This window comes from Rhizobium sp. SAFR-030 (assembly GCF_059415005.1).
Genome location: NZ_JBPFDO010000001.1, coordinates 463,978 through 486,805 on the forward strand (window position 1 = coordinate 463,978; position 22,828 = coordinate 486,805).

The 22,828-nt window shown below is 64.8% G+C and carries 27 protein-coding genes; 21 read left to right on the forward strand and 6 right to left on the reverse strand.

Going from position 1 to position 22,828, the window contains the following annotated elements; all coding sequences use genetic code 11:
- Nucleotides 1-41: 41 nt before the first annotated feature.
- The 6 genes from ACR65N_RS02390 to ACR65N_RS02415 all read left to right on the forward strand — a co-directional run bounded on the left by ACR65N_RS02390 (nucleotide 42) and on the right by ACR65N_RS02415 (nucleotide 5,042).
- A complete protein-coding gene (locus ACR65N_RS02390) occupies nucleotides 42-539 on the forward strand; it encodes a GFA family protein (RefSeq protein ID WP_440455579.1) in 498 nt (165 codons plus the stop codon).
- Entirely contained in the window at nucleotides 536-997 is a 462-nt protein-coding gene (locus ACR65N_RS02395) for a GFA family protein (RefSeq protein WP_440455580.1), read from the forward strand. Before ACR65N_RS02390 ends, ACR65N_RS02395 begins: the two co-directional genes overlap by 4 nt.
- Nucleotides 998-999: 2 nt before the next feature.
- Complete coding sequence (gene pip / locus ACR65N_RS02400) at nucleotides 1,000-1,959, forward strand: prolyl aminopeptidase (protein ID WP_440455581.1); 960 nt, start codon at nucleotides 1,000-1,002, stop codon at nucleotides 1,957-1,959.
- A gap of 38 nt (nucleotides 1,960-1,997) precedes the next feature.
- Complete coding sequence (cimA, locus tag ACR65N_RS02405; protein ID WP_440455582.1) at nucleotides 1,998-3,614, forward strand: citramalate synthase; 1,617 nt, start codon at nucleotides 1,998-2,000, stop codon at nucleotides 3,612-3,614.
- Between the two features lie 158 nt (nucleotides 3,615-3,772).
- The gene (gene rarD / locus ACR65N_RS02410) at nucleotides 3,773-4,687 is read left to right on the forward strand and encodes an EamA family transporter RarD (RefSeq protein WP_440455583.1); all 915 of its coding nucleotides are present in this window, start codon (nucleotides 3,773-3,775) and stop codon (nucleotides 4,685-4,687) included.
- Nucleotides 4,688-4,712: 25 nt separating this feature from the next.
- Nucleotides 4,713-5,042 carry a DHCW motif cupin fold protein gene (locus ACR65N_RS02415; RefSeq protein ID WP_440455584.1) on the forward strand — a complete coding sequence of 110 codons (330 nt, stop codon included), beginning with the start codon at nucleotides 4,713-4,715 and terminating at the stop codon, nucleotides 5,040-5,042.
- Nucleotides 5,043-5,087: 45 nt separating this feature from the next.
- Here the strand turns inward: ACR65N_RS02415 and ACR65N_RS02420 are convergent, their stop codons facing one another.
- Complete coding sequence (locus ACR65N_RS02420) at nucleotides 5,088-5,708, reverse strand: LOG family protein (RefSeq protein WP_440456105.1); 621 nt, start codon at nucleotides 5,706-5,708, stop codon at nucleotides 5,088-5,090.
- Between the two features lie 153 nt (nucleotides 5,709-5,861).
- Between ACR65N_RS02420 and ACR65N_RS02425 the strand changes: the two genes are divergently transcribed.
- From ACR65N_RS02425 to ACR65N_RS02450, 6 genes are all read left to right on the forward strand, one after another.
- The gene (locus tag ACR65N_RS02425; RefSeq protein WP_440455585.1) at nucleotides 5,862-7,751 is read left to right on the forward strand and encodes a LysM peptidoglycan-binding domain-containing protein; all 1,890 of its coding nucleotides are present in this window, start codon (nucleotides 5,862-5,864) and stop codon (nucleotides 7,749-7,751) included.
- A 148-nt stretch (nucleotides 7,752-7,899) separates the two neighbouring features.
- Entirely contained in the window at nucleotides 7,900-9,786 is a 1,887-nt protein-coding gene (locus ACR65N_RS02430; protein ID WP_440455586.1) for an ABCB family ABC transporter ATP-binding protein/permease, read from the forward strand.
- A gap of 178 nt (nucleotides 9,787-9,964) precedes the next feature.
- Complete coding sequence (gene solA / locus ACR65N_RS02435) at nucleotides 9,965-11,149, forward strand: N-methyl-L-tryptophan oxidase (protein WP_440455587.1); 1,185 nt, start codon at nucleotides 9,965-9,967, stop codon at nucleotides 11,147-11,149.
- A gap of 306 nt (nucleotides 11,150-11,455) precedes the next feature.
- Entirely contained in the window at nucleotides 11,456-12,157 is a 702-nt protein-coding gene (locus ACR65N_RS02440) for a phosphatidylserine decarboxylase (RefSeq protein ID WP_430305347.1), read from the forward strand.
- Between the two features lie 23 nt (nucleotides 12,158-12,180).
- A complete protein-coding gene (gene pssA, locus ACR65N_RS02445) occupies nucleotides 12,181-12,996 on the forward strand; it encodes a CDP-diacylglycerol--serine O-phosphatidyltransferase (protein WP_430305349.1) in 816 nt (271 codons plus the stop codon).
- A gap of 222 nt (nucleotides 12,997-13,218) precedes the next feature.
- Nucleotides 13,219-13,350 (forward strand): hypothetical protein, encoded by a 132-nt coding sequence (locus ACR65N_RS02450; RefSeq protein ID WP_440455588.1) that lies wholly within the window; start codon nucleotides 13,219-13,221, stop codon nucleotides 13,348-13,350.
- A 33-nt stretch (nucleotides 13,351-13,383) separates the two neighbouring features.
- Here the strand turns inward: ACR65N_RS02450 and ACR65N_RS02455 are convergent, their stop codons facing one another.
- Both ACR65N_RS02455 and ACR65N_RS02460 read right to left on the reverse strand, forming a co-directional pair.
- Nucleotides 13,384-14,145, reverse strand: a complete 762-nt coding sequence (locus ACR65N_RS02455; protein WP_440455589.1) for an SOS response-associated peptidase — start codon at nucleotides 14,143-14,145, stop codon at nucleotides 13,384-13,386.
- A 31-nt stretch (nucleotides 14,146-14,176) separates the two neighbouring features.
- Entirely contained in the window at nucleotides 14,177-14,506 is a 330-nt protein-coding gene (locus tag ACR65N_RS02460) for a YnfA family protein (RefSeq protein WP_440455590.1), read from the reverse strand.
- 62 nt (nucleotides 14,507-14,568) lie between these two features.
- Between ACR65N_RS02460 and ACR65N_RS02465 the strand changes: the two genes are divergently transcribed.
- The 7 genes from ACR65N_RS02465 to ACR65N_RS02495 all read left to right on the forward strand — a co-directional run bounded on the left by ACR65N_RS02465 (nucleotide 14,569) and on the right by ACR65N_RS02495 (nucleotide 18,709).
- Nucleotides 14,569-15,036 (forward strand): NUDIX hydrolase, encoded by a 468-nt coding sequence (locus ACR65N_RS02465; protein ID WP_440455591.1) that lies wholly within the window; start codon nucleotides 14,569-14,571, stop codon nucleotides 15,034-15,036.
- Nucleotides 15,037-15,104: 68 nt separating this feature from the next.
- Complete coding sequence (locus tag ACR65N_RS02470; RefSeq protein WP_430305360.1) at nucleotides 15,105-15,542, forward strand: TIGR02301 family protein; 438 nt, start codon at nucleotides 15,105-15,107, stop codon at nucleotides 15,540-15,542.
- A 105-nt stretch (nucleotides 15,543-15,647) separates the two neighbouring features.
- Nucleotides 15,648-15,905 (forward strand): hypothetical protein, encoded by a 258-nt coding sequence (locus tag ACR65N_RS02475; protein ID WP_430305362.1) that lies wholly within the window; start codon nucleotides 15,648-15,650, stop codon nucleotides 15,903-15,905.
- Between the two features lie 16 nt (nucleotides 15,906-15,921).
- On the forward strand, nucleotides 15,922-16,662 hold the full coding sequence (locus ACR65N_RS02480; RefSeq protein ID WP_440455592.1) for a hypothetical protein: 741 nt from the start codon (nucleotides 15,922-15,924) through the stop codon (nucleotides 16,660-16,662).
- 72 nt (nucleotides 16,663-16,734) lie between these two features.
- Nucleotides 16,735-17,580: a CAF17-like 4Fe-4S cluster assembly/insertion protein YgfZ gene (gene ygfZ / locus ACR65N_RS02485; RefSeq protein ID WP_440455593.1), complete on the forward strand. Its 846-nt coding sequence runs from the start codon at nucleotides 16,735-16,737 to the stop codon at nucleotides 17,578-17,580.
- On the forward strand, nucleotides 17,577-18,194 hold the full coding sequence (locus ACR65N_RS02490; RefSeq protein ID WP_440455594.1) for an HD domain-containing protein: 618 nt from the start codon (nucleotides 17,577-17,579) through the stop codon (nucleotides 18,192-18,194). Before ygfZ ends, ACR65N_RS02490 begins: the two co-directional genes overlap by 4 nt.
- Nucleotides 18,191-18,709 carry a tyrosine phosphatase family protein gene (locus ACR65N_RS02495; RefSeq protein WP_440455595.1) on the forward strand — a complete coding sequence of 173 codons (519 nt, stop codon included), beginning with the start codon at nucleotides 18,191-18,193 and terminating at the stop codon, nucleotides 18,707-18,709. Before ACR65N_RS02490 ends, ACR65N_RS02495 begins: the two co-directional genes overlap by 4 nt.
- A 37-nt stretch (nucleotides 18,710-18,746) precedes the next feature.
- On the opposite strand, the gene ACR65N_RS02500 is transcribed toward ACR65N_RS02495, so the two are convergent.
- Nucleotides 18,747-19,154 (reverse strand): DUF2000 family protein, encoded by a 408-nt coding sequence (locus tag ACR65N_RS02500; RefSeq protein ID WP_440455596.1) that lies wholly within the window; start codon nucleotides 19,152-19,154, stop codon nucleotides 18,747-18,749.
- On the opposite strand from ACR65N_RS02500, the gene ACR65N_RS02505 reads away from it, so the two are divergent.
- Nucleotides 19,153-20,046, forward strand: coding sequence for an AraC family transcriptional regulator (locus ACR65N_RS02505; RefSeq protein ID WP_440455597.1), 894 nt, complete (start codon nucleotides 19,153-19,155; stop codon nucleotides 20,044-20,046). The genes ACR65N_RS02500 and ACR65N_RS02505 overlap by 2 nt on opposite strands.
- A 140-nt stretch (nucleotides 20,047-20,186) precedes the next feature.
- Entirely contained in the window at nucleotides 20,187-21,011 is an 825-nt protein-coding gene (locus ACR65N_RS02510; RefSeq protein WP_440455598.1) for a mechanosensitive ion channel family protein, read from the forward strand.
- 22 nt (nucleotides 21,012-21,033) lie between these two features.
- Here ACR65N_RS02510 and ACR65N_RS02515 read toward each other — a convergent pair whose 3' ends face one another.
- Both ACR65N_RS02515 and ACR65N_RS02520 read right to left on the reverse strand, forming a co-directional pair.
- Complete coding sequence (locus tag ACR65N_RS02515; RefSeq protein WP_440455599.1) at nucleotides 21,034-21,858, reverse strand: ABC transporter permease; 825 nt, start codon at nucleotides 21,856-21,858, stop codon at nucleotides 21,034-21,036.
- Nucleotides 21,855-22,643 carry an ABC transporter ATP-binding protein gene (locus tag ACR65N_RS02520; RefSeq protein ID WP_440455600.1) on the reverse strand — a complete coding sequence of 263 codons (789 nt, stop codon included), beginning with the start codon at nucleotides 22,641-22,643 and terminating at the stop codon, nucleotides 21,855-21,857. The genes ACR65N_RS02515 and ACR65N_RS02520 overlap by 4 nt, the downstream gene beginning before the upstream one ends.
- Nucleotides 22,644-22,828 lie beyond the last annotated feature (185 nt).

The following is a 22,828-nucleotide window of genomic DNA, read 5'->3' on the forward strand; positions in this document are numbered from 1 at the left end:
TGAACTGAAAGACGATGCGCAGACAAACGGAGGCCCACAGCATGACCCAGATCTACACCGGCGGATGTCAGTGCGGCGCGATCCGCTTCCGGGCAGAGGGAGAGATCAGCCGCGCGTCGATCTGCCACTGCCGCATGTGCCAGAAGGCGTTCGGCGGCTATTACGCGCCGCTCGTCTCAGTGCGAGAGGTCGACTTCCAGTGGACGCGCGGCGAGCGCAAGATCTTTCGCTCCAGCAACGTCGTGTCGCGAGGCTTCTGCGGCGATTGCGGCACGCCGCTGACCTATGAGGCGCCGGACGGAATAGCGATCGCCGCCGGGGCCTTCGACGATCCCTCCAGCGTGGCGCCGACCCTGCAGTTCGGCGCCGAAGGCAAGATCGGCTTCGTCGACCATCTGCACGAACTGCCGTCACGCCGGACCGAAGAGGATCTACAGGACGAGCCGTTCCTTGCGGATCTCGTCTCCTACCAGCATCCGGACCGCGACACGGCCAAATGGCCGCCGGAAGACCAGCCGGCAAAGGATGGGCAACCATGACCTTAACCGGCGTTTTCACCGGCGGCTGCCAGTGCGGCGCGGTGCGGTTCCGGGCGGAAAAGCTCGGCCGGCCGTCGATCTGCCACTGCCGCATGTGCCAGAAAGCCTCCGGCGGCTTTTTCGGCGCCTTCGTCTCCGCCGACCAGGCGCATCTGACCTGGACGCGTGGCCAGCCCAGCCTGTTTCGCTCTTCGGCGAAGGTGAAGCGCGGCTTCTGCAACCGCTGCGGAACGCCGCTCACCTATCATCATCCGGGCGGCGTCGAGATCACCATCGGCGCCTTCGACCAGCCCGAACTTCTGGAACCCCAGGTGCAGGTGAACCACGACAAGCGCCTGCCCTGGGTCGAAACGCTGTTTGACAAGCCGCTTGCCGCACAAAGCCTCGACGCAACCGAGATGGTGTCCTACCAGCATCCCGATCACGACACGGCCGAGTGGCCGCCAAAGGACGAATGAGCATGACCGCTGACCTGCGCGGGTTCTATCCCGAAATCGAACCCTACGAGACCGGCTTCCTGGACGTCGGCGACGGACACAGCGTCTACTTCGAGCGGGTCGGCACCCGCGGCGCCAAGCCGGCGGTGTTCCTGCACGGTGGCCCCGGCGGCGGCATCGGCCCCACCCAGCGGCGGCTGTTCGATCCCGATCTCTACGACGTCATCCTGTTCGATCAGCGCGGGTGCGGCAAGTCGACCCCGAATGCCTCGATCGAAGCCAATACCACCTGGCATCTGGTGGCCGACATCGAGCGGCTGCGCGAGATGATGGGCGTCGAGCAGTGGCTGGTATTCGGCGGATCCTGGGGCTCGACGCTGGCGCTCGCCTATGCCGAGACGCATCCGCAGCGGGTGTCGGAACTGGTGCTGCGTGGCATCTATACGCTGACCCGGGCGGAACTCGACTGGTACTACCAGTTCGGCGTGTCGGAGATGTTCCCGGACAAGTGGGAGCGGTTCCAGGCACCGATCCCGCAGCAGGAGCGCCACGAGATGATGGCCGCCTACCGCCGCCGGCTGACCGGCGGCGACCGCGACGAGCAGGTGCGCGCAGCGCTCGCCTGGAGCACCTGGGAAGGCGAGACGATCACGCTTCTGCCGAACCCGGATTACTCCGGTGGCTTCGCCGAGCCTGACTATGCGCTCGCCTTCGCCCGCATCGAGAACCACTTCTTCGTCCATGCCGGCTGGCTGGAGGAAGGCCAGCTGCTGCGCGACGCGGTGAAGCTGAAGGATATTCCGGGCGTCATCATCCACGGCCGCTACGACATGCCCTGCCCGGCGAAGTATGCCTGGATGCTGCACAAGGCCTGGCCGAAGGCGGAGTTCCACCTCATCGAAGGTGCCGGACACGCCTATCTGGAGCCCGGCATTCTCGATCAGCTGATCCGCGCCACGGACCGGTTCGCCGGCAAGAACTGAAGGCTCGGGCAATGCGTAGCGTGCTGGGAGGCACCGACATGACACGGGAAAAGATCCATCTCTTCGATACCACCCTGCGTGACGGGCAGCAGACGCCCGGCATCGATTTCTCGGTCGAGGACAAGATCGCCATTTCCCGGCTGCTGGACCAGTTCGGCATCGACTATGTCGAGGGCGGATATCCCGGTGCCAATCCCACCGATACCGCCTTCTTCACTGAAAAGCGGACCCGCAAGGCAAAGTTCGTTGCCTTCGGCATGACCAAGCGGGCGGGCGTCTCGGCCGCCAACGATCCGGGTCTTGCGGCACTGCTGCAATCGAAGACCGATGCCATCTGTCTTGTCGCCAAGAGCTGGGACTATCACGTGCGCGTGGCGCTCGGCTGCACGAATGAGGAAAACCTCCAGTCTATCCGCGAGAGCGTCGAGGCCGTCACCGCCTCCGGTCGCGAGGCGCTGATCGACTGCGAGCACTTCTTCGACGGCTACAAGGCCAATCCGGGCTACGCTCTCGCCTGCGCCCGCACCGCCTTCGAGGCGGGCGCCCGCTGGGTCGTCCTCTGCGACACCAATGGCGGCAGCCAGCCGAACGAGGTGCGCGACATCGTCTCGGCGGTCATCGCCGCCGGCATTCCAGGGGCGGCGCTCGGCATCCACGCGCATGACGATACAGGCCAGGCGATCGCCAATTCTCTGGCCGCCGTCGAAGCCGGTGTGCGCCAGATCCAGGGCACGCTGAACGGCATCGGCGAACGTTGCGGCAATGCCAACCTGGTGACGCTGATCCCGACGCTGGCGCTGAAGGAGACCTATTCGTCGCGGTTCGAAACGGCCATCGATGCCGAGCGGCTGACCGAGCTGACGCAGCTCAGCCACGCCTTCGACGAGCTGCTCAACCGCTCGCCCAATCATCAGAGCCCTTACGTCGGCGCGTCAGCCTTTGCGACCAAGGCCGGTATCCACGCCTCGGCGCTGCTCAAGGACCCGCGCACCTATGAGCACGTGGTGCCGGAGAGCGTCGGCAATTTCCGCAAGGTGATGGTGTCCGACCAGGGCGGCAAGGCGAACTTCCTCAACGCCCTGAAGCGGCGCGGCATTGAGGTGGCGAAGGACGATAGCCGGCTCGATACGCTGATCTCGATCGTCAAGCAGCGTGAAGCGCAGGGCTATGCCTACGAAGGCGCCGATGCGAGCTTCGAACTGCTGGCGCGCCGGACGCTGGGGACCATCCCGAGCTTCTTCGAAATCGACGGCTTCCGGGTGATGGTGGAGCGCCGGTTCGACGCCAACGGCCAGATGAAGACCGTCTCGGAAGCGGTCGTGCGCCTCGTCATCGACGGCCAGCGGATCATGTCGGTGGCGGAAGGCGACGGGCCGGTCAACGCGCTCGACCTTGCGCTGCGCAAGGATCTCGGCAAGTTCAACCGCGAGATCGAAGACCTCGAACTGGTGGACTACAAGGTGCGCATCCTCAACGGCGGCACCGAGGCGATCACCCGCGTTCTGATCGAATCCATGGACGGTGACGGCACCCGCTGGTGGACCGTCGGCGTCTCGGAAAACATCATCGACGCCTCGTTCCAGGCGCTGATCGATTCGATCATCTACAAGCTGATGAAGAACCGTCACATGGCCGGACGGCTGGCGGCGGAGTGAACGGCACGGCGCATCTCCTCGACGTGCAGACCTTCGACTGATCTCAGCCGGTACGGGCGGATCGGATGAACGATGTTGATGCAAGCACCAGACGAATGAATTGGCGCCGGCCTTCGTTCCGGCCTATGGAGGGCGCGAATCATCGAAAGGCAATCCCCATGGCGACAGACAGCGCTGCATCCCCCGCGGTCCAGACGGCCGATCAACCGCGCGGCTTTGCCTATGCGCTGACCGTCTACTGCATGTGGGGTTTCCTGCCGCTCTACTTCAAGGCGCTGGCGCACATCTCGCCCTTCGAGGTGCTGGCGCACCGGGTCGTCTGGTCGGTGCCGATTGCCGCGCTGATCCTGCTGATCACCGGCCGGACTGGCGACCTTAAAACGGCGCTGCGCTCGCCGCGCACGCTGGTGATGGCGGCCGTCACGGCGACGCTGATCACCGTCAACTGGTGCACCTATGTCTATGCGGTCGGCTCCGGCCAGACGGTCGAGGGCGCCCTCGGCTACTTCATCAATCCGCTGTTCAGCATCATGCTCGGCGCGATGCTGCTCAACGAGCGGCTGGCGACCACCCAGAAGGTGGCCATCGCGCTGGCCTTCGTGGCGGTGGCGATCCTGACCTTCGAGGCCGGCCGCCTGCCGTGGATCTCGCTGACGCTGACCTTCAGCTGGGGCTTCTATGCGCTCCTGCGCAAGACGCTGCCCGTCGGACCGAACCAGGGCTTCTTCCTCGAAGTGGCGATCCTGTCGGTGCCGGCGGTGCCCTACATCGCGTATCTCGAAGCGACCGGCACCGGCCATCTTCTCAACGGCACCACGTCCGATGTCTGGCTGCTGGCAGCCGCCGGTATCACCACCGCCGTGCCGCTGATGATCTACGGCAATGCGGCCAAGCTCCTTCGGCTGTCGACGATCGGCATCATGCAGTACATCACGCCGAGCATCGTCTTCCTGATCGCTGTGTTCATCTTCCACGAGCCGATGAACCCGATCAAGCTTTCCGCCTTCGCGCTGATCTGGACGGCGCTTGCGCTCTACAGCTGGTCGATGCTGAAGAACTACCGCTCGCGCTGACGGGGTAAGAACGAGGACGAGACGGATGCAGATCAACGATATTCCCTTCGGCACCACCGACTGGAGCCAGGTGGAACGGAGCGAACACCAGGGCGAGAGCGGCATCGCCGTCTGGCGGACGCAGCGTTTCGGCGACATTCGCGTGCGCATGGTCGAATACACGCCCGGCTATCTCGCAGACCACTGGTGCGAAAAGGGCCACATCCTGCTCTGTCTCGACGGGGAACTGACGACCGAGCTCGAAGACGGTCGCATCTTCGTGCTGAAGCCGGGAATGAGCTATCAGGTGGCAGACAAGGCCGAGCCCCACCGCTCCTCCACCAGCGTCGGCGCAAGACTGTTCATCGTCGACTGACGCCGGTCCGCAGACCGACGTCGAGGCTGGTTCCCGATTGCAGGGTCAGAGCTTGGCGATGACCGCCTCCTCGCCGTCCTCGGTCGGCGCATTGCCCCAGGCCTCAAGGATCGCCGGGACGATGTCCTCGATCCGGTCGATGACCAGCGGCTGCACAAGCGCCGCGTTGTGGATGAACCCTTGGGCGCGCATGTGGTCGACGAGTTCCAGCATCGGATCCCAGAAGCCGCCGATATTGGCAAACACCATCGGCTTGCGATGCCGCCCGAGCTGCGCCCAGGTCATAATCTCTACGATCTCCTCCAGCGTGCCGATGCCGCCCGGCAGGGTGACGAAGGCGTCCGAGCGCTCAAACATGGCGTGCTTCCGCTCGTGCATGTTCTTGGTGATGATGAGCTCGTTCAACTGGCTGAGCGAGTGGCGGGTCGCCTCCATGTCGACAAGAAATTCCGGAATGATGCCGGTTACCTCACCGCCGCCCGAAAGCACGCCCGAGGCCACGGCGCCCATGATGCCCTTGGTGCCACCGCCGTAAACGAGTCGCAGGCCATGGTCGGCGATTGATTTGCCGAGGGTCCGGCCGGCAGCGACATAGGCCGGGTCGCGGCCGGGCTGCGAGCCGCAGTAAGCACAGATGGATCGAATCGACACAAAATTCTCCGTCAGATGTCATGAAGGGCGTCGTTCATCATCGCCCGACCGGTAAAAGTGACGGGAAAGCAAGCTTCGGGCAAGCGGAAACCCGCGGGCAAGCTTGTGAACGAGTGGTGAAAGCTGTAATTCCATTGTCATCGACGGAGTTCCGTCTGGAGAGGTCTGATGATCAAGAATCGTGCCGGCTGGCTCGCACTATCCGTACTCGCGATCGCAACGGTACTGATGGTTTTCTTCGTGATGCCGCGGCTGTCGAAGGATGAGCAGCCTGCAGGCCAGGCGCCGGTTGCGGCGGGTTCCGCCACCCCGGCACCGACAGAGAGCGCCGATGCGGCGCGTCAGGCCGCTCAGCCCGCTGCGGGTCAAGCAGCGCCTGGAGAGGCCGCTCCGAAGACCGATAGCCAGACTGCCGCTGGCTCCGCCACCCTGCCCTCGCCCACGACACCCGGAACGGCCGTCGCGCCCGCCGCAGAAACGGCGAAGACGGCACTCGTGGTGCCGACCTTCGACGTGCTGCGCGTCGAGCCCGATGGGTCGGCGGTCATCGCCGGTCGGGCCGAACCCAAGGCCAAGCTCGAAGTTGCCGATCAGGCCCGCACGGTTGCCGCCAGCCATGTGGATACCGCCGGCGAGTTCGTCGCAATCCTTGACGCGCCGTTGCCGCCTGGCGACCATCAGCTGGTGCTGAAGGCGACGTCCGCGGACGGCCGCACCGTGATTTCCGAAGAGATCGCCACCGTTTCCGTGCCGATGACCAAGGATGGCGAGCTGCTCGCCATGGTCACCAAGCCGGGCACCGCAAGCCGCATCATCGCCATGCCGAGCGCCGGCGCGGGCGCCAAGACCGAACGCGTAGCGCTTGCCGGCAAGGATGCCGCAGCCGTTGCTCCGCAGGTGCAAGACGCCGCGAAGCCCGGTCAGCCGGCAGCGCCTTCCGCAAGCGCTCCCTCCACGACCACCGCAACTGCTCCGGCGACCGAGACCGCGTCTGCACCGGCGGCGGCCAATATGGCTGGCACCGCCCCGCAGGCGGCACCGGCTGCCGGGCCGCCGGATCTTCAGGTGAGCGCCGTCGAGATCGAGGGCGACCGCATCTTCATCGCCGGCATCAGCCGCCCAGGCGCCAGGCTCCGCGGTTATGCGGACGGCACTGCCGTCGGCGAGGCGCAGGCCGGCACCGATGGCCACTTCGTCATCGAAGGTCGCCAGACGCTGCCGGTCGGACAGCACCGCATTGCCGTCGATCACATCGGCCCCGCCGGCGAGGTCATGCTGCGCGTCGAGGTTCCGTTCGACCGACCGGCTGGCGAACAGGTGGCGGCTGTGGCGACCCCGCAGGCCGGCACCGCCGGACTGGCACCGATCGACCAGGGCGCCTTCGACCGTCTGCGCACCGACGTCTCGCGCGCCTTCCAGCTGTTGAGCAACCTCTACGCCGATGGCGCGACGCCGTCCGCCGAACAGGTGGCGGCAGCCCGCTCGGCAACCGCCATTGCGCTTCGCTCGCTCACCGAATACCGGCTTGCCGCCGGTGCCGAACAGAATGCCGGTCTGATCGTCGAACGGACGGCGAAGGACGCCGCTGCGGCACTGGCCGCGCTCGAGGCGCTGCCGAGCGACGTGGCGGGACTCGGCGCGGGTCTGCCGTCGGTTCGCGACATGATCGCCAAGACGATCGGCCCCATTTTGCCGGACGGTGCGGTGGCACCGCTGCCCGAGACGCTCGCGGCTGCACAGGCGGTCGATCCGGCTGCCGGTGCGACGACAGGCCAACCGGCCGCCGGTGGTGCTGCCACTCCACCGAAGACCATCGCCCAGGCGCCGCTGACGCAGAGCGAGGCCGCATCGGTGATCATCCGCCGCGGCGATACGCTCTGGCAGATCTCGCGGCGCATCTACGGCCAGGGCGTTCGCTACACGACGATCTACATCGCCAACCAGGATCAGATCAACAATCCCAACCTGATCGAACCGGGCCAGATCTTTGGCTTGCCGAAAGATGCGATGCCGAACGGCGAAGCCGAGCAGATGCATCGGCGGCTCAACAAGAGCTGACGGCCAGTTCCTCGAATCCATCCCTGCGGAAGGGCGTCGTTAGCGGCGCCCTTTTGCTTTTTTCCGATAACCCCGACAGGTAGACCGGCCTTTCATTTGCAAAGCGGCGCCGACCGGCCTATGTGCTCAGGGCTTCCGGAGACCCATCATGGCAGACAGCAAGAAGACGGTTTCGGCGGATTCCAGCAATCCGCTGGCAACGCTGGTGAACCTTTGGCCCTACATGTGGCCGAGCAACCGCCGAGACCTCAAGGCCCGGGTCGTCTCGGCCACCTTCTTCCTGTTCGTTGCCAAGCTGGTGCTGATCGGCGTTCCCTACTTCTTCAAGTGGGCAACCGATGCGCTGAACGGCCGGCTGGACATGGTGGGGCTGCTGCCAGCCTTCCTGCTCGGCGCCGTGGCACTGGTCATCGCCTACAACCTGACGCGCATCATCCAGCTCGGCCTCAACCAGCTGCGCGACGCGCTGTTTGCCTCGGTCGGCCAGCATGCGGTGCGCCAGCTCGCCTATCGCACCTTCGTCCACATGCACCGGCTATCGCTGCGTTTCCACCTGGAGCGCAAGACCGGCGGCCTGTCGCGGATCATCGAGCGCGGCACCAAGGGCATCGAGACGATCGTCCGCTTCACCATCCTCAACTCGGTGCCGACGCTCGTCGAGTTCCTGCTGACGGCGATCATCTTCTGGTACTCCTACGGCTTCACCTATGTGGCGATCACCGCGGTCACCGTCTGGGCCTATATCTGGTTCACGATCCGCGCCAGCGACTGGCGCATCGGCATCCGCCGTTCGATGAATGCCAGCGACACGGACGCCAACACCAAGGCGATCGACTCGCTGCTGAACTTCGAAACGGTCAAGTATTTCGGCAACGAGGACATGGAGGCGACGCGCTTCGACACTTCTATGGCGCGTTACGAGAAGTCGGCGACGCAGGTGTGGACCTCGCTCGGCTGGCTGAACTTCGGCCAGGGCCTGATCTTCGGTCTCGGCACCACGGTGATGATGGTGATGTCGGCGCTGGCGGTACAGCGCGGCGAGCAGACGATCGGCGATTTCGTCTTCGTCAACGCCCTGCTGATCCAGCTTTCCGTGCCGCTCAATTTCATCGGCTTTGTCTACCGCGAAATCCGCCAGGGCCTGACGGACATCGAGCAGATGTTCGAGCTGCTGGAGGTCGAAGCCGAGGTAGTGGACAGACCGGGGGCCGCGCCCCTCGCCATCGATCGCGGCAGCATCTCGTTCAGGGACGTGCATTTTGCCTATGACCCCGAGCGGCCGATCCTGAAAGGCATCTCATTCGAAGTGCCGGCCGGCAAGACGGTGGCAATCGTCGGCCCGTCGGGGGCCGGAAAGTCCACCATTTCCCGCCTGCTCTACCGCTTCTACGATGTACAGAGCGGCGCGGTCGCAATCGACGGACAGGATGTTCGCGACGTCACCCAGAAGAGCCTGCGCGCGGTGATCGGCATGGTGCCGCAGGATACCGTGCTGTTTAATGACACGATCGCCTACAACATCCGCTACGGCCGGCTTTCGGCGACGGAGGACGAGATGCTGGCGGCGGCCGACGTGGCGCAGATCGGCCACTTCATCACCAGCCTGCCGGACGGGTTCGAGACCATGGTCGGCGAGCGCGGCCTGAAGCTGTCGGGCGGCGAAAAGCAGCGCGTGGCGATCGCCCGCACCATCCTGAAGGCGCCGCCGATCCTCATTCTCGACGAGGCGACCTCGGCGCTCGACACGACCACCGAGCAGGAAATCCAGGCGGCGCTCGACGTGGTGTCAAAAAACCGTACGACGCTGGTCATCGCCCATCGGTTGTCGACGGTCATCAATGCCGACGAGATCATCGTGCTGCGCGACGGCCAGATCGCGGAGCGCGGGACACATGCGGGACTGCTCGAGAGCAACGGGCTTTATGCCTCCATGTGGAACCGCCAGCGCGAAGCGACGCAGGCGGAGGAACATCTGCGCCAGGTGCGCGAGAGCGACGACATGGGCGTCGTGGTGCGCAAGACGCCGGCAAACTGAGGCATCTGGGCCACTCCGGCGGTGCTCGAGAGAGCGCCTGCCGGTGCGTTTCTCGTCAGCTCCCCAGCCGACATCACCGGCACCGGGCGCTACCTGCTGCAATCTGCTGCCAATATTTACCGCTCAAGCGTGCTTGTGTACGAAGACGTATGCACAGACGCGTTATCTCCGGGGTGGCATGGTGGAAGCACGATACGAAGTGGCAGTTGTCGGTCTCGGCGCCATGGGGGCGGCCACCCTCTATCAGCTTGCGAAGCGGGGCGTGACGACGGTCGGCATCGACCGACTGGCGCCGCCGCACGATCAAGGGTCCAGCCACGGGGACACGCGCATAACCCGCCGAGCAGTGGGTGAAGGCGACGCCTATATCCCGCTTGTCGCCAATTCGCACCAGATCTGGCGCGAGATCGAGGGCGAGCTTGGCGTGTCGCTGTTCGAGCAGTGCGGGCTCCTGGTCATGACGTCGAGCGAGACGCCGACGTCACATCACGGAATGGCCGACTTCACGCAGAACACGATCCGGCTGGCAGAGCGTTACGGGATCGAGCATGAGGTGCTTGATGCCACGCAGATACGCCATCGTTTCCCACAGTTCAGCCCGGTCATCGACAGCGCGATCGGCTACTTCGAGCCGGGCGGCGGCTATGTCAGGCCAGAACGGTGCATCGATGCGCAGCTGACGCTGGCCAAGCGCTATGGGGCCGAGATCATCACCAATCGGACCGTGACTGGTCTGCGTTCGGTGAACGGGGCGGCCGTGGTGTCGATGGATGGTGGCGAGATCGTTGCCGACAAGGTGATCGTCTGCGCCGGCATGTGGTCAGCGGAACTGCTTGGCGCGCCCTTCGACCGGTTGCTCAAGGTGTGCCGACAGAACCTCTACTGGTTCAAGCTCGCCGAGCCTTCCATCTTCCCGGATCCATCGCCCGCCTTCATCCTGTCGCATGGCCCGACGGATCAGGACATATGCTACGGCTTCCCGCCGCTTGCCGGCGAGGGCAGCGTGAAGATCGCCACCGAGCAATTCCGCGTGCCGACGACGCCGGAAGAGCTTTGGCGGCATGTCGAACCCCACGAATGCCGCACCATGTTCGACACGCAAGTGGCTGGGAAGATCGCCGGGGTGCTGCCTGAAGCCGTCAAGACGAGCGTCTGCACCTACACGCTGACGCCCGACTTCGGGTTCATCATCGACCGGCATCCGATGATCGACAATGTCGTGGTCGTCAGCGCGTGTTCGGGCCACGGCTTCAAGCACTCGGCGGGTATCGGTGAAGCACTTGCGCAGCAACACGTTGACGGTACAAGCCAGACCGACCTCAGTGCCTTCTCCCTGAGCCGCTTTTCGGCCGAGAGCCGCTGACGCCACTGCCAGGCAAGCGGCTGCGCGTAAGAGTGATCTCGATGTTCATGTCACAGACGTTGGACGGCCGCTGATCGTTGCGCGTGACCGATGCGGCCGCTGGCGTTTCAGAGAGGAGCGTCGCGCAGTCATGGTCGCGTTCCTGTGCCCGCAGTCTTTTGCCAACAACTGCTGACGCCTTCGCAGCAGCCAGACAGAACTCTGTTACCCTTTGCCACTCCGGCGGAACCGGATTGCCCCCAATTCTGTTTGCCTGTAGTCAGCTAGGAACAAGATCCCTGGCTGGACAATCTGGAGAAACACTCGTTGGTCAATCTTTTCGACACCATCCGCAACACGCTCGTGCCGATCCACAAGGAAGGCTACATCTTCGTCATCGCCTTCTTCGTGGCGTCGCTGGTCCTCGGCCTGATCGCCCAGCCGCTGTTCTGGATCGGCCTGGTACTGACGCTGTGGTGCGCCTACTTCTTCCGCGATCCGGAACGCGTCATCCCGCAGGACGACGACATCATCATCAGCCCCGCCGACGGGCGCGTGTCTGCCGTACAGGTCGTCGTGCCGCCGGTGGAACTCGATCTTGGATCGGCGCCGATGTTGCGGATCTCGGTGTTCATGAATGTCTTCGACTGCCACATCAACCGGGCACCGGCACGCGGTCGCGTCTCGCAGATCGTCTACCGTCCGGGCCAGTTCATCAATGCCGAGCTGGACAAGGCCAGCGTCGACAACGAGCGTAACGGCCTGGTGATCGAGACCAAGCACGGCAAGCTCGGCGTCGTCCAGATCGCCGGGCTGATCGCACGGCGCATCCTCTGCTTCGTGCACGAGAACGAACCTGTCGATGCCGGCGAGCGTTTTGGCCTGATCCGCTTCGGCTCGCGCCTCGACATCTACGTGCCGGAAGGCGGCCAGCCGCGCGTTTCGCTCGGCCAACGGACCATCGGCGGCGAGACGGTGATTGCCGAATTCGCCTCGCTGAAGGGCCCCACCATCAGCCGCCGCAACTGACACAGCCCATCCTGGAGAACGCCATGCAGCCGAACGAGATCCCCGAGACCCGCGACGACGACGCCGCGCGTGGGCCACGCTTCCGGGAGATCCCGCTTCGGCTGATGGTGCCCAACCTGATCACCGTGCTTGCGATCTGCGCCGGCCTGACGGGCATCCGCCTCGCCTTCGAGAACCGCTTCGAGCTGGCGGTCGCCATGGTGCTGCTGGCAGCCTTCCTCGACGGCATCGACGGCCGGGTGGCGCGCGCCCTCAAGGCAACGTCGAATTTCGGCGTCCAGATGGATTCGCTCGCCGACATCATCAATTTCGGCGTCGCCCCTGCCCTCGTGCTCTACGTCTTCGTGCTCGACCAGGTCGGCTCGATCGGCTGGATCGCCGCGCTGATCTATGCGATCGCCGCCGGTCTGCGGCTGGCGCGGTTCAACGTCATGGCCGAACGCCAGTTCAAGGCGAAATGGCAGTCGGAGTTCTTCGTCGGCGTGCCGGCACCAATGGGCGCGCTACTGGTTCTTCTGCCGGTCTATCTCGGATTTCTCGGCGTCGAGCAGAGCCGGCCGATGGCCTTCATCGCCACAGCCTACACGGTGCTGATGGCCTATCTGCTGGTCAGCCGCCTGCCCGTCTGGTCGGGGAAATCAGAGACCCGTGTGCGGCGCGACCTGATGCTGCCGGTGCTGCTCGGCGTCGTCATCTATGTGGCGCTGCTGATGAGCTATACCTGGGAAGTTCTCTCAGTCACGGCGATCGCCTACCTCTGCATCCTGCCGTTCAGCGCCCGCGCCTGGAAGCGCCGCTACGGCACGCTGACCATCGAAGATGATCACGCCAATATTTGATGCGGCGCAGCAAAGGTTAACGGAAGCTTAACAACGCAGCGCAGCATTCTTCGGCGTCGCAGCAAAACTGCGTTGTTTCGACAACAGTTTTCGACCATCGGCATCTACAAACAGACTAAAATGCCGAGAACTTCTTGCCCGACAAATTTCCGCCCGGTTTTCTGACGAAACGCGCAGTCCCAACACTGATTCCGAATGAATCGCGCCTTCGAGGAAAAGACCATGAGCCAGGACAAGACCACTGCTTCGCACGCCAAGAACGACCTGCACGCGCCGCTGCGCCCGCTCGGTCTGAGGGCTGTTGCCGCTGCCGCCATGATGCTGCAGCGTAAGACCATGAAGCCGGCTTCCTGAGCCTTTACCGACCCTGACCTCGGCGGCAGCAGATCAGAACAGCGAAAGCTGGTTCTGCTGCCCGCGCGGTTCTGATCGTCCAGGCCGCAGTTTCGGCTCGACCGGCTGTTGCAGTTCCGGCCCCATGTTGGCGACCTTGTTGACGAGGTCGGACACCGGGATCATCTCGAAGAGATCATCATCCGCCGGCCTCATCAGGTCGGCGATGTCGCGCGGCTCCTGCGTCTTGCAGTCCAGCCAGCGCTCGAAGTCATGCGGATCGATCACCACCGGCATTCGGTCGTGAATGGTGCCGATCGTGCGGTTGGCGCGGGTTGTCAGGATAGCCGCCGTGTCCACCTCGGAACCGTCGGCGGACGACCACGTCTCCATCAGACCGGCAAAAGCGATGATGCCGCCGCGCTTCGGACGGATCCAGTAGGCCTGCGACGGGCCGCCCTCCTCCTTCGACGGCCGATGCCATTCGTAGAAACCCGATGCCGGAACCAGCACGCGTCTGTGGCGCATGGCGGCGCGGAAGGATGCCTTGCCGATCGCCGTCTCTGCCCGCGCGTTGATGAGCAGCGGAAACTCCTTCGGATCCTTCACCCATCCCGGCAGAAAGCCCCAGCGGGCAAGCACCGCCTGGCGCGCCGGCAAGTTGCTCCCCGGTAGAGGCTTCTCGCCGGCCACGATGAGCAGCACCGGTTGCGTCGGCGCAATGTTGAACCGCTTGGGGAAATCATCGATCGACACGACGCTCAGGAATTCGAGGATCTCCTCGGGCGTCGCGGTCAGGGAGTAGCGTCCACACATGCGGATGTGATCGCACCGCCGGGCGTAAGGGTCAAGCGCCGGCCCGGGGGCCGAAGAAGATGACCGCGCAGCCGGCAAGGCACAGCGCACCGCCGGCAAGATCGAACCGGTCCGGCATGCGGCCCTCGACCGTGAACAGCCAGAGGAGCGAGGATGCGACATAGATGCCGCCATAGGCGGCGAAGGTACGACCCGCGGCGGCGCTGTCGACCAGCGCAAGCAAAAGCGCAAAGACGATGAGGGAGCCGGTGCCGTGCAGCAGCCACCAGGCGGACTTGTCCAGCCTCCACCACGCCCAGAAGGCGAAGCAGCCGCCGATTTCGGCAAGCGCGGCGGCGATGAACAGCAGAGAGGTCTTCATCCTTCGTTCGTGGCAGAGGCCAACCGCTTGCGCAAGATGGCTGCCCTTGCCAGTGTGCGTCCATGACCTCGCACCTGTCCGAACAACCCACATCATCCACCGCCGCCCGCAGCCGGCCGCATCCCGCCTCCTCCGCGATCCTCGAGAGGGACGGCCGGTATCTGCTGATCCGTCGGCGCAATCCGCCATCGGCGGACATGTTCGCCTTTCCCGGCGGACGCGGAGAACCCGGCGAGACGCCCGCCGAAACGGCGGTGCGCGAGTTTCACGAGGAGACAGGGATCCAGGCGTTCGATCCGCAGCTGTTCGCCACCTATGATCTGGAACACCGAGACGACGAGGGCCGCACGGTGAGCCGCTTCTTCCTCTCCGTTTTCAAGGTCACTGCCGATGCCGCGACGCAGGCGATTGCCGCCGACGATGCCGCCGATGCCGGCTGGTTCACGGTCGACGAGATCCGCGCGCTGCCGGTCCCGTCCAGCGTGCTGGAATGTGCCGAGAGACTGGCGGCAGAACGGGAAGCAGGCTAAAGCTTCCGCGCCTGCCGTCGGCTCAGACGACGGCGGACCACCTCCATTTGCCAAGCCCGATGGTGTCGATGCTTCAAAGTCCTGTCCGTCTCCTCGTCGTCTTCTGCCTTGCGCTGGCAAGCCTTGCCACGCCGGCAGTTGCCCAGAAGAAGGGACAGGAGCCAGTGCCGCCTGTTGCCCCGGCACCGCCGGCCGAGGAGAAGCCCGCGCCCTACGACACCCAGTTGATGCGGCTTGCGGAGGTGCTCGGCTCCGTGCACTACCTGCGCACCCTGTGCGGTGCCGATTCGGCCGACTGGCGCTCCTCGATGCAGACGCTTCTGGATGCCGAGACGCTGAACGAGCCGAAACGCCGGGAACGGCTGACGGCATCGTTCAACCGCGGCTACCGGGCTTTCGCCGCAGTGCATACCACATGCACCACGGCGGCCCGGGTGGCGGAGGAACGCTACCGTAACGAAGGTGCAACACTGGCCGGTGAAATTGCCGCCCGCTATGGAAATTAGACCTTTATTAACCTCTTTCACGCCGCGCACGTGTCGTTTTGATAAAAGGCTGCTAGTGTTGTTAACGTGCCGGTAAGATAGCCAACCGTTGCAAGAGGAATTGAAATGCAGACTGCGCGCAACGACATCGACGACATGATTGTGCACGAGAAGATGCAGGCGGCGCTCGAATATCAGAACGAAGCCTGGGCTGACGGACGTGCCGACGGCATCGAAGCCGAGATCATCGCTGACGCCGCTATCGCGCTGGCGATGCGTGAAACCATCCGCCTGCATGGCGAGGACGGCGCCGAAGCCATGCTCGAATCTCTGCGTGCCCGCATGCTGGCAGGCGAGTTTTCCCCCGAGCGCATCGTCCAGTAAGAGCCGAGGCCTTCCCATGATGGCGAATGCGCCGACGTCGATTCGCAGCTTTGTTCGCCATGGACTGGTCGCCTGCGGTCTTGCTTTCACGACGCTTACGGCTGCAGGAAGCCTTCCGGCACTGGCGCTGTCGGGCACCACGGCGCAGTCGGCCGAGCCTGCCCCACAAACCACTCCTCCGGCGACCGGCCTGCCGCTTCCCGATCCGATGATGAAGCAGAGCCAGGCACCCGCCACCACGCCATCCGCGGGCGAGGCTCCGGCTGCCGGAGCGCCTGCAGCAGCCACACCGAAGATCGACATCCTGCACGACCTGAGCAAGCTGCCGGAGGCGGTGCAGAAGACCCGCCAGGCGCTGGCCGAAGCGGCTGCCTCCGGCGACATCGAGCGGCTTCGTCCGCTGATGAGTTTTGATGCCGACGTGATGCAGCAGTTGCAGGCGGACGGTGGCGATCCGGTAGAGGCGTTCAAGAGCCTTTCGGGCGATCCGGACGGCCTCGAAATCCTGGCGATCATCCTCGATGTGCTGCAGACGGGCGCCGCGCATGTGGGCGTCGGCACGGCCGACGAGATGTATGTCTGGCCCTATTTCGTCGGCAAGCCGGTCACTGGCTTGAGCGCTCCGGAACGTGTCGAGCTTCTGCGTCTCATCACCGCCGGCGATCTGGTGGCGATGGAAGAGACCAACAATTATAATTTCTACCGTCTCGGCATCACTCCCGACGGCCGCTGGCGGCTGTTTGCCGGCGGCGACTGACATCGCCCGCCCGGCGCTTGCCTTGGCCCGCGCCGGCGCCTATGTCTGGATCAGAACCGGACGTTGACCCCCATGCCATCCGCCTATCTTCCCGACCGCAGCCTGATCCTGATTGCCGGCGCCGAAGCGCACAGCTTCCTGCAGGGCATCCTCACCACCGACGTCGATGCGCTGGTGCCCGGCGAAAGCCGTCCCGGTGCCCTGTTGACGCCGCAGGGCAAGATCCTCTTCGACTTCAACCTCTGGCGCGACGGCGAAGGTTTCCAGCTGGAATGCGACGCCGAGCACCGCGATGCGCTGATCCGCCGGCTCACCATGTACAAGCTGCGCGCGGCGGTGACGCTTGCGCCGGGCGGCACCGGCGTGACGGTGATCTGGGGCGACGGGGCCAAGGAAGCCGAGGGCATCATCGACGGCGCCTTCGACAAGGCCGGCATACTTCTCAAGCGCCAGCCCGGCAGTCTCGCAGTCTCCGACGGCAGCCAAGCCTATGACGCCCTGCGCATCGAGGCGGGCCTTGCGCTTTCGGGCCGCGACTTCGCGCTTCAGGACGCGTTTCCCCACGATGTGCTGCTGGATCTCGACGGTGGGCTGTCCTTCCGCAAGGGCTGCTATGTCGGCCAAGAGGTCGTATCGCGCATGCAGCATCGCGGCACCGCGCGTCGCCGCGTGGCGCAGGTGACCGGTGACACGGATCTGCCGCCTTCCGGCACCGAACTCATGGCCGGCGGCAAGCCGGTCGGCACGCTCGGCACGGTGGTCGGTTCCCGCGGGCTTGCCATCGTCCGCACCGACCGCGTCGGTGCCGCCACCGCCGCCAACCTGCCGATCCTGGCAGGTGAGACGCTGGTGACGCTGGCACTGCCGCAGTGGTCGGGCCTCACGTTTCCGATCGAGGCGAGCGAGGCCGAGCAGTGACGACCCCTGCTTCGGCCCGCGCATGGCAGCGGATGCTTTCCGGCCGGCGGCTCGATCTGCTCGACCCCTCGCCGCTCGACGTCGAGATCTCCGACATTGCCCATGGGCTGGCGCGCGTCGCGCGCTGGAACGGCCAGACGCGCGGCGACCATGCCTTTTCCGTCGCCCAGCACAGCCTGGTGGTGGAGGAGATCTTCCGGCTTTCGGTGCCCGGTGCTCCGGCCGGCGATCTGCTGATGACGCTGCTGCACGATGCGCCCGAATACGTCATCGGCGACATGATCTCGCCGTTCAAGGCAGTCGTCGGCGGCGGCTACAAGGGTGTCGAGAAGCGGCTGGAAGCGGCGGTTCACCTGCGCTTCGGTCTTCCGCCGCATCCGACCAAGGAGTTGAAGGCGCGCATAAAGAAGGCGGACACGGTGGCCGCCTTCTTCGAGGCAACAGAACTTGCCGGCTTCACCGCCCCCGAGGCCCGCAAGTTCTTCGGCCTGCCGCGCAACATTACCTGCGACATGCTGCCGATGCAGCCGATGGCGGCCGTCGAGGCACAGCAGCGGTTTCTCGATCGATTCCAGGCGCTGGAAGAAGCGCGGCGCGTGGAAGGTTTGCGATGACCGGCATCGTCGTCTGCCCGCTTGCCAGCATCGCCGAGCTCGCCGTTCGCCACCGGGCCCGCGAGATGGTGAGCCTGGTGGCCGCCAACCAGGATTTCCACCGACCCGGCGTCATCCGCGCCGAGCGCCACCTGAAGCTTGCGATGAACGACATCGTGTTCGCCGGCACCGGCGACCTGGTGGCCCCGAGCGAAGGCCATGTCGACGACTTGATCGCCTTTGCCCGTGGCTGGGACCGCACGGCCCCTATCGTCATCCACTGCTGGATGGGAGTTTCGCGGTCGCCGGCTGCAGCGCTGATCGCGGCACTTGCCGTCGACCCCGACGAGGATGACTTCGCGCTTGCCCGGCGGCTGCGGCAGGTCGCGCCACATGCAACGCCGAACAGCCGGCTGATCGACATCGGCGATCGCGCCCTGAAGCGCGAAGGGCGGCTGGTGGCTGCGATCAAGGCCATCGGCCGCGGCAGCGAGACCGACGGCCGGGCGTCGTTCTTCCTGCCGCTTACCGGCTAGGACACGCTGCAGATCGGACGATGCGGAGGCGAGCCGGCTATCCGTGCATCGCCGCGCCCTTGGTGATCTTGTCGACGATCTTGCGGTCGGCGCGCAGGGCAATGCCGACGAAGTTCGCATCGTCCGGCTTGGAGCGAGCAAAAACATCGCGGTTGGCAGCGTCATGGCCGGTCGCGAACATCTCCTCAATATAGGCGGAGGTGATCACCTGCCGCTCCAGCGCCCGCTTCTGGATCGTCCGCAAGGTTTCCTGATCCGCGACGAGGACCACCATCGGCTGGATGGTCATTGGGTTGTAGACATTGCCGGCCGCATCCCGATACGCTTCGCCGATGATATCCGGCGCATGGCCAACGATGCCGCTCGTCAGGAAGGCCGTGACGTTGAGCTTCTGCCAGTCGGCGAGATCGTCGCGGACAACAATTGCAATCTTGGTCTGGAACATGCGGGACAACTCCGTTCAAGGCATCGAGAGAGGCGAACTCCTAGCGCCCGATCCGCATCGCGGTCTTGAACGTTCGTGCACGGACGACAACGGCGACGGCATGCGGATATCGAACTCGGCGCGCGGCATCGAACGCATCGAGGCCCGCTTTCACGGCAACGGCTTTTCACCGCACCGCCATGACACCTACGCTCTCGGGCTGACGCTGCACGGCATCCAGACGTTCCACTATCGCGGAACCTCGCACTTCAGCCGCCCTGGCAACGTCATCATCCTGCATCCGGACGAGGTGCATGACGGGGCAGCCGGGACAGATCTCGGGCTGATCTACCGGATGATCTACCTGCCGCCACAACTGCTCGCCGCCGTCGGCGACTACCGCCATGCACTGCCCTTTGCTCCTGATCCCGTGACGGCCGATGCGACACTGTGGCAGGCGCTGGCGGAGGTTCTCGACGATCTCGAACACGCGCCGAGCGAACTGCTGCTCGACGACGTGGTCTTACGCGTTTCCGATGCGCTCAACCGACACGCCGGCGGACCAACCGCCGCGGTGGCGACGCCGGCGCGGGTTGCCGTCATGCGGACAGTCGATTTCCTGGAAAGCCATTACAACGACAGTATCGGATCGGAGGACCTGGAGGCGGTGAGCGGGCTGAGCCGCTTCGAGCTTGCCCGGCAGTTCCGCCGGCTGATGGGCACGAGCCCGCACCGATACATGGTCCTGCGCCGGCTGGACCAGGCGAAACAGCTTCTGTCGACGGGTGTTGGCCTGGCAGATGCGGCGGCTGCCGCCGGATTTGCCGACCAGCCGCATTTCACCCGCCACTTTCGCAAGACCTTCGGCATGACGCCCGGCCGATGGCTGGCGCTGAGGAGCGGCGGCAAATGAGCCGCTAGTGCAGCGTCTCGATTCGGGTCTGCCTCAAGTTGAAGCGGACCGGCCTATTCCGCCTCAAATCCCCTTGACCGCTCTCGCTGCCGCGCCAGTTAGCCTTCTCAACCGGACAGGACCAAGGAGAGATTGGCAGTATGGATGAAGCATCCCAGTTCGTGATCGCCACGCGCGCGGCGCTGACGCAGCTTTCGGCGCTTGCCGTACAGTATTCGTTCTCCGTGGTCGGCGCGATCATCCTGCTCTGCCTCGGCTGGCTTGCATCGGGCATGATCAGCCGCTGGGCCCGAGAGGGACTTGGCCGGATCCACGGCATCGATGCGACGCTGGCGCAGTTCTTCTCCAACGTCATCCGCTACGCCATCCTGGTGCTGGTCATCGTCATGGTGCTCGGACAGTTCGGAGTGCAGACCGCGTCGGTGCTCGCAGCGCTTGGCGCCATCGGTCTGGCTGTCGGTCTGGCACTGCAGGGCACGCTGCAGAACATCGCCGCCGGCATCATGCTGCTCGTTCTTCGGCCGTTTCGCGTCGGTGAGACGATCGAGACCAACAACGTCAGCGGCACCGTCGTCGATGTCGGGCTTTTCGCGACCGAGCTGAAGACCGCCGATGGCGTGTACCGGCTGGCGCCGAACCAGACGCTGTGGAACGTGCCAATCACCAATTACAGCCGCCACGACAGCCGGCGCAACGAGATCACCGTCACGACCGACAGCAAGATCGGCATCGAGAAGGCGCAGGAACTGCTGCTGGGAATCGCTGCCGCCGATCAGCGGGTCCTGCAGTCGCCCGCACCGACGACGTATGTGGCCGAGTTCAGCGATTCCTCGGCGAAGGTGACGCTGCGCTACTGGGCAAGAAGCCGCGAATGGGGACCGGTGCGGCGCGATCTTGCGAAGGCGGTCAAGCTGCAGTTCGACCGGCAGCGCGCCGAGGCTGACGCCGCCAAGGTCGCGGACTAGGCGCCTCGCGCCCTCTAGTCCCTCAGTTGGCCATCGTCGAGCGGTGCGCCCAGCCGGTCATCCGCCGCTCGATCCACGCCATCAGCGCGTACATGGCGATGCCTTCAATGGCCAGCATCAGCAGGCCGGCGAACACCAGCGGCACGTTGAACTGGCTTTGCGCCGAGCTCATCATGTTGCCGAGGCCGTAGTTGGAGGCGACGGTTTCCGAGACGACAGAGCCGACGAAGGCGAGCGTGATGGCGATCTTCAGGGAGCCGAAGAAATACGGCATCGAGCGCGGGATGCCGACCTTCAGCATGATGTCCATCTTGCGTGCCCCCAGCGCCCGCAGCACGTCCTCCGTCTCCGGCTCGATGGTGGCAAGCCCGGTGGCGACGTTGACTACGATCGGGAAGAACGAGATCAGGAAGGCGGTCAGCACCGCCGGCACCGTGCCTATGCCGAACCAGATGACAAGGATGGGCACCAGCGCCACCTTGGGGATGGCATTGAAGCCGATCATCAGCGGGTAGAGCCCTGCATAGATCGTCTTCGACCAGCCGATAAACAGGCCGATCCCGAGGCCGGCGACCACAGCGATCGCAAAGCCGACGGTGGTCGTGTAGAGCGTCTGCAGCGAGTTCTTCCAGATCGGCGACCAGTACTGGACGATCGCCTGGAACACCCGCGTCGGAGACGGCAGGATCGTCGCCGGCATGTCGAGCGCCAGCACCAGCACCTCCCAGGCAGCGAACAAAGCGAGCGTGTAGAGCCAGGGCGCCGCGCGGACCCAGTTGATCCGGGATGCCGGCGGCTTCGCCTGCGCGATTTTCACTGGGGCGGCGGTGTCGATCACGGTGCTCATGCGGCTACCCTCGCTTTGGCGATTTCCCCGTGCAGGTCGTGCACCATGTCGTTGAAGGCCGGCTGGTACATGATCTCCAGATCCCGAGGCCGGGCGAAGGGCACCGCATGCTCCCTCAGGATGCGACCCGGCCGTGCCGTCATCACGAAGATCTTGTCGGCGAGGAACACCGCCTCGCGCAGATCGTGGGTGACCAGCACGATGGTGACGCCCTGCGCGGCGTGCAGATCGCGGATGACGCACCACAGTTCTTCGCGGGTGAAGGCATCCAGTGCACCGAAAGGCTCGTCGAGCATCAGCAGGTCGGGCTCGTGGATCAGCGCCCGGCAGAGATTGGCGCGCTGCTGCATGCCGCCCGACAACTGCCACGGAAATTTCGACCCGAAACCCTTGAGGCCGACCGTTTCCAGCAGATGCTCGGCCTTGTCCACATATTCCCGCTTGTTGGCACGCAGCCGGTGGCGATGCCTCTCGACGATCTCCAGCGGCAGGAGAATGTTCTCGAGCGTCGTGCGCCAGGGCAGCATCGTCGGGTTCTGGAAGGCCATGCCGACAATCGAAACAGGCTTGGTGACCTGCTCGCCGGCGACGATAACGACGCCGGCCTGCGGAATGTGCAGACCGGTCACCAGCTTCATCAGCGTCGACTTGCCGCAGCCGGACGGACCGACGACAGCGGCGAACTCGCCTTTGTCGACGCGCATGGTGAGACCGGAGACGGCAAGCGTGCCGTCGGTACCGCCGTAGCGCATGTCGACATTATCGATTGAAACGAGGTGGGACATCAGTTCTCCGTTCAGTCTCATGCAGGCCCAAAGACCCCCTCTGGCCTGCCGGCCATCTCCCCCACAAGGGGGGAGAAGACCCGGGGCACCCGCCTGACCTGCTCCGCGCAGTTCGCGCTCGATATGCCTAAGCCCGTGCGGCAGGTTAAGCCCCTCCCCCTTGTGGGGAGGGGTTTGGGGCGGGG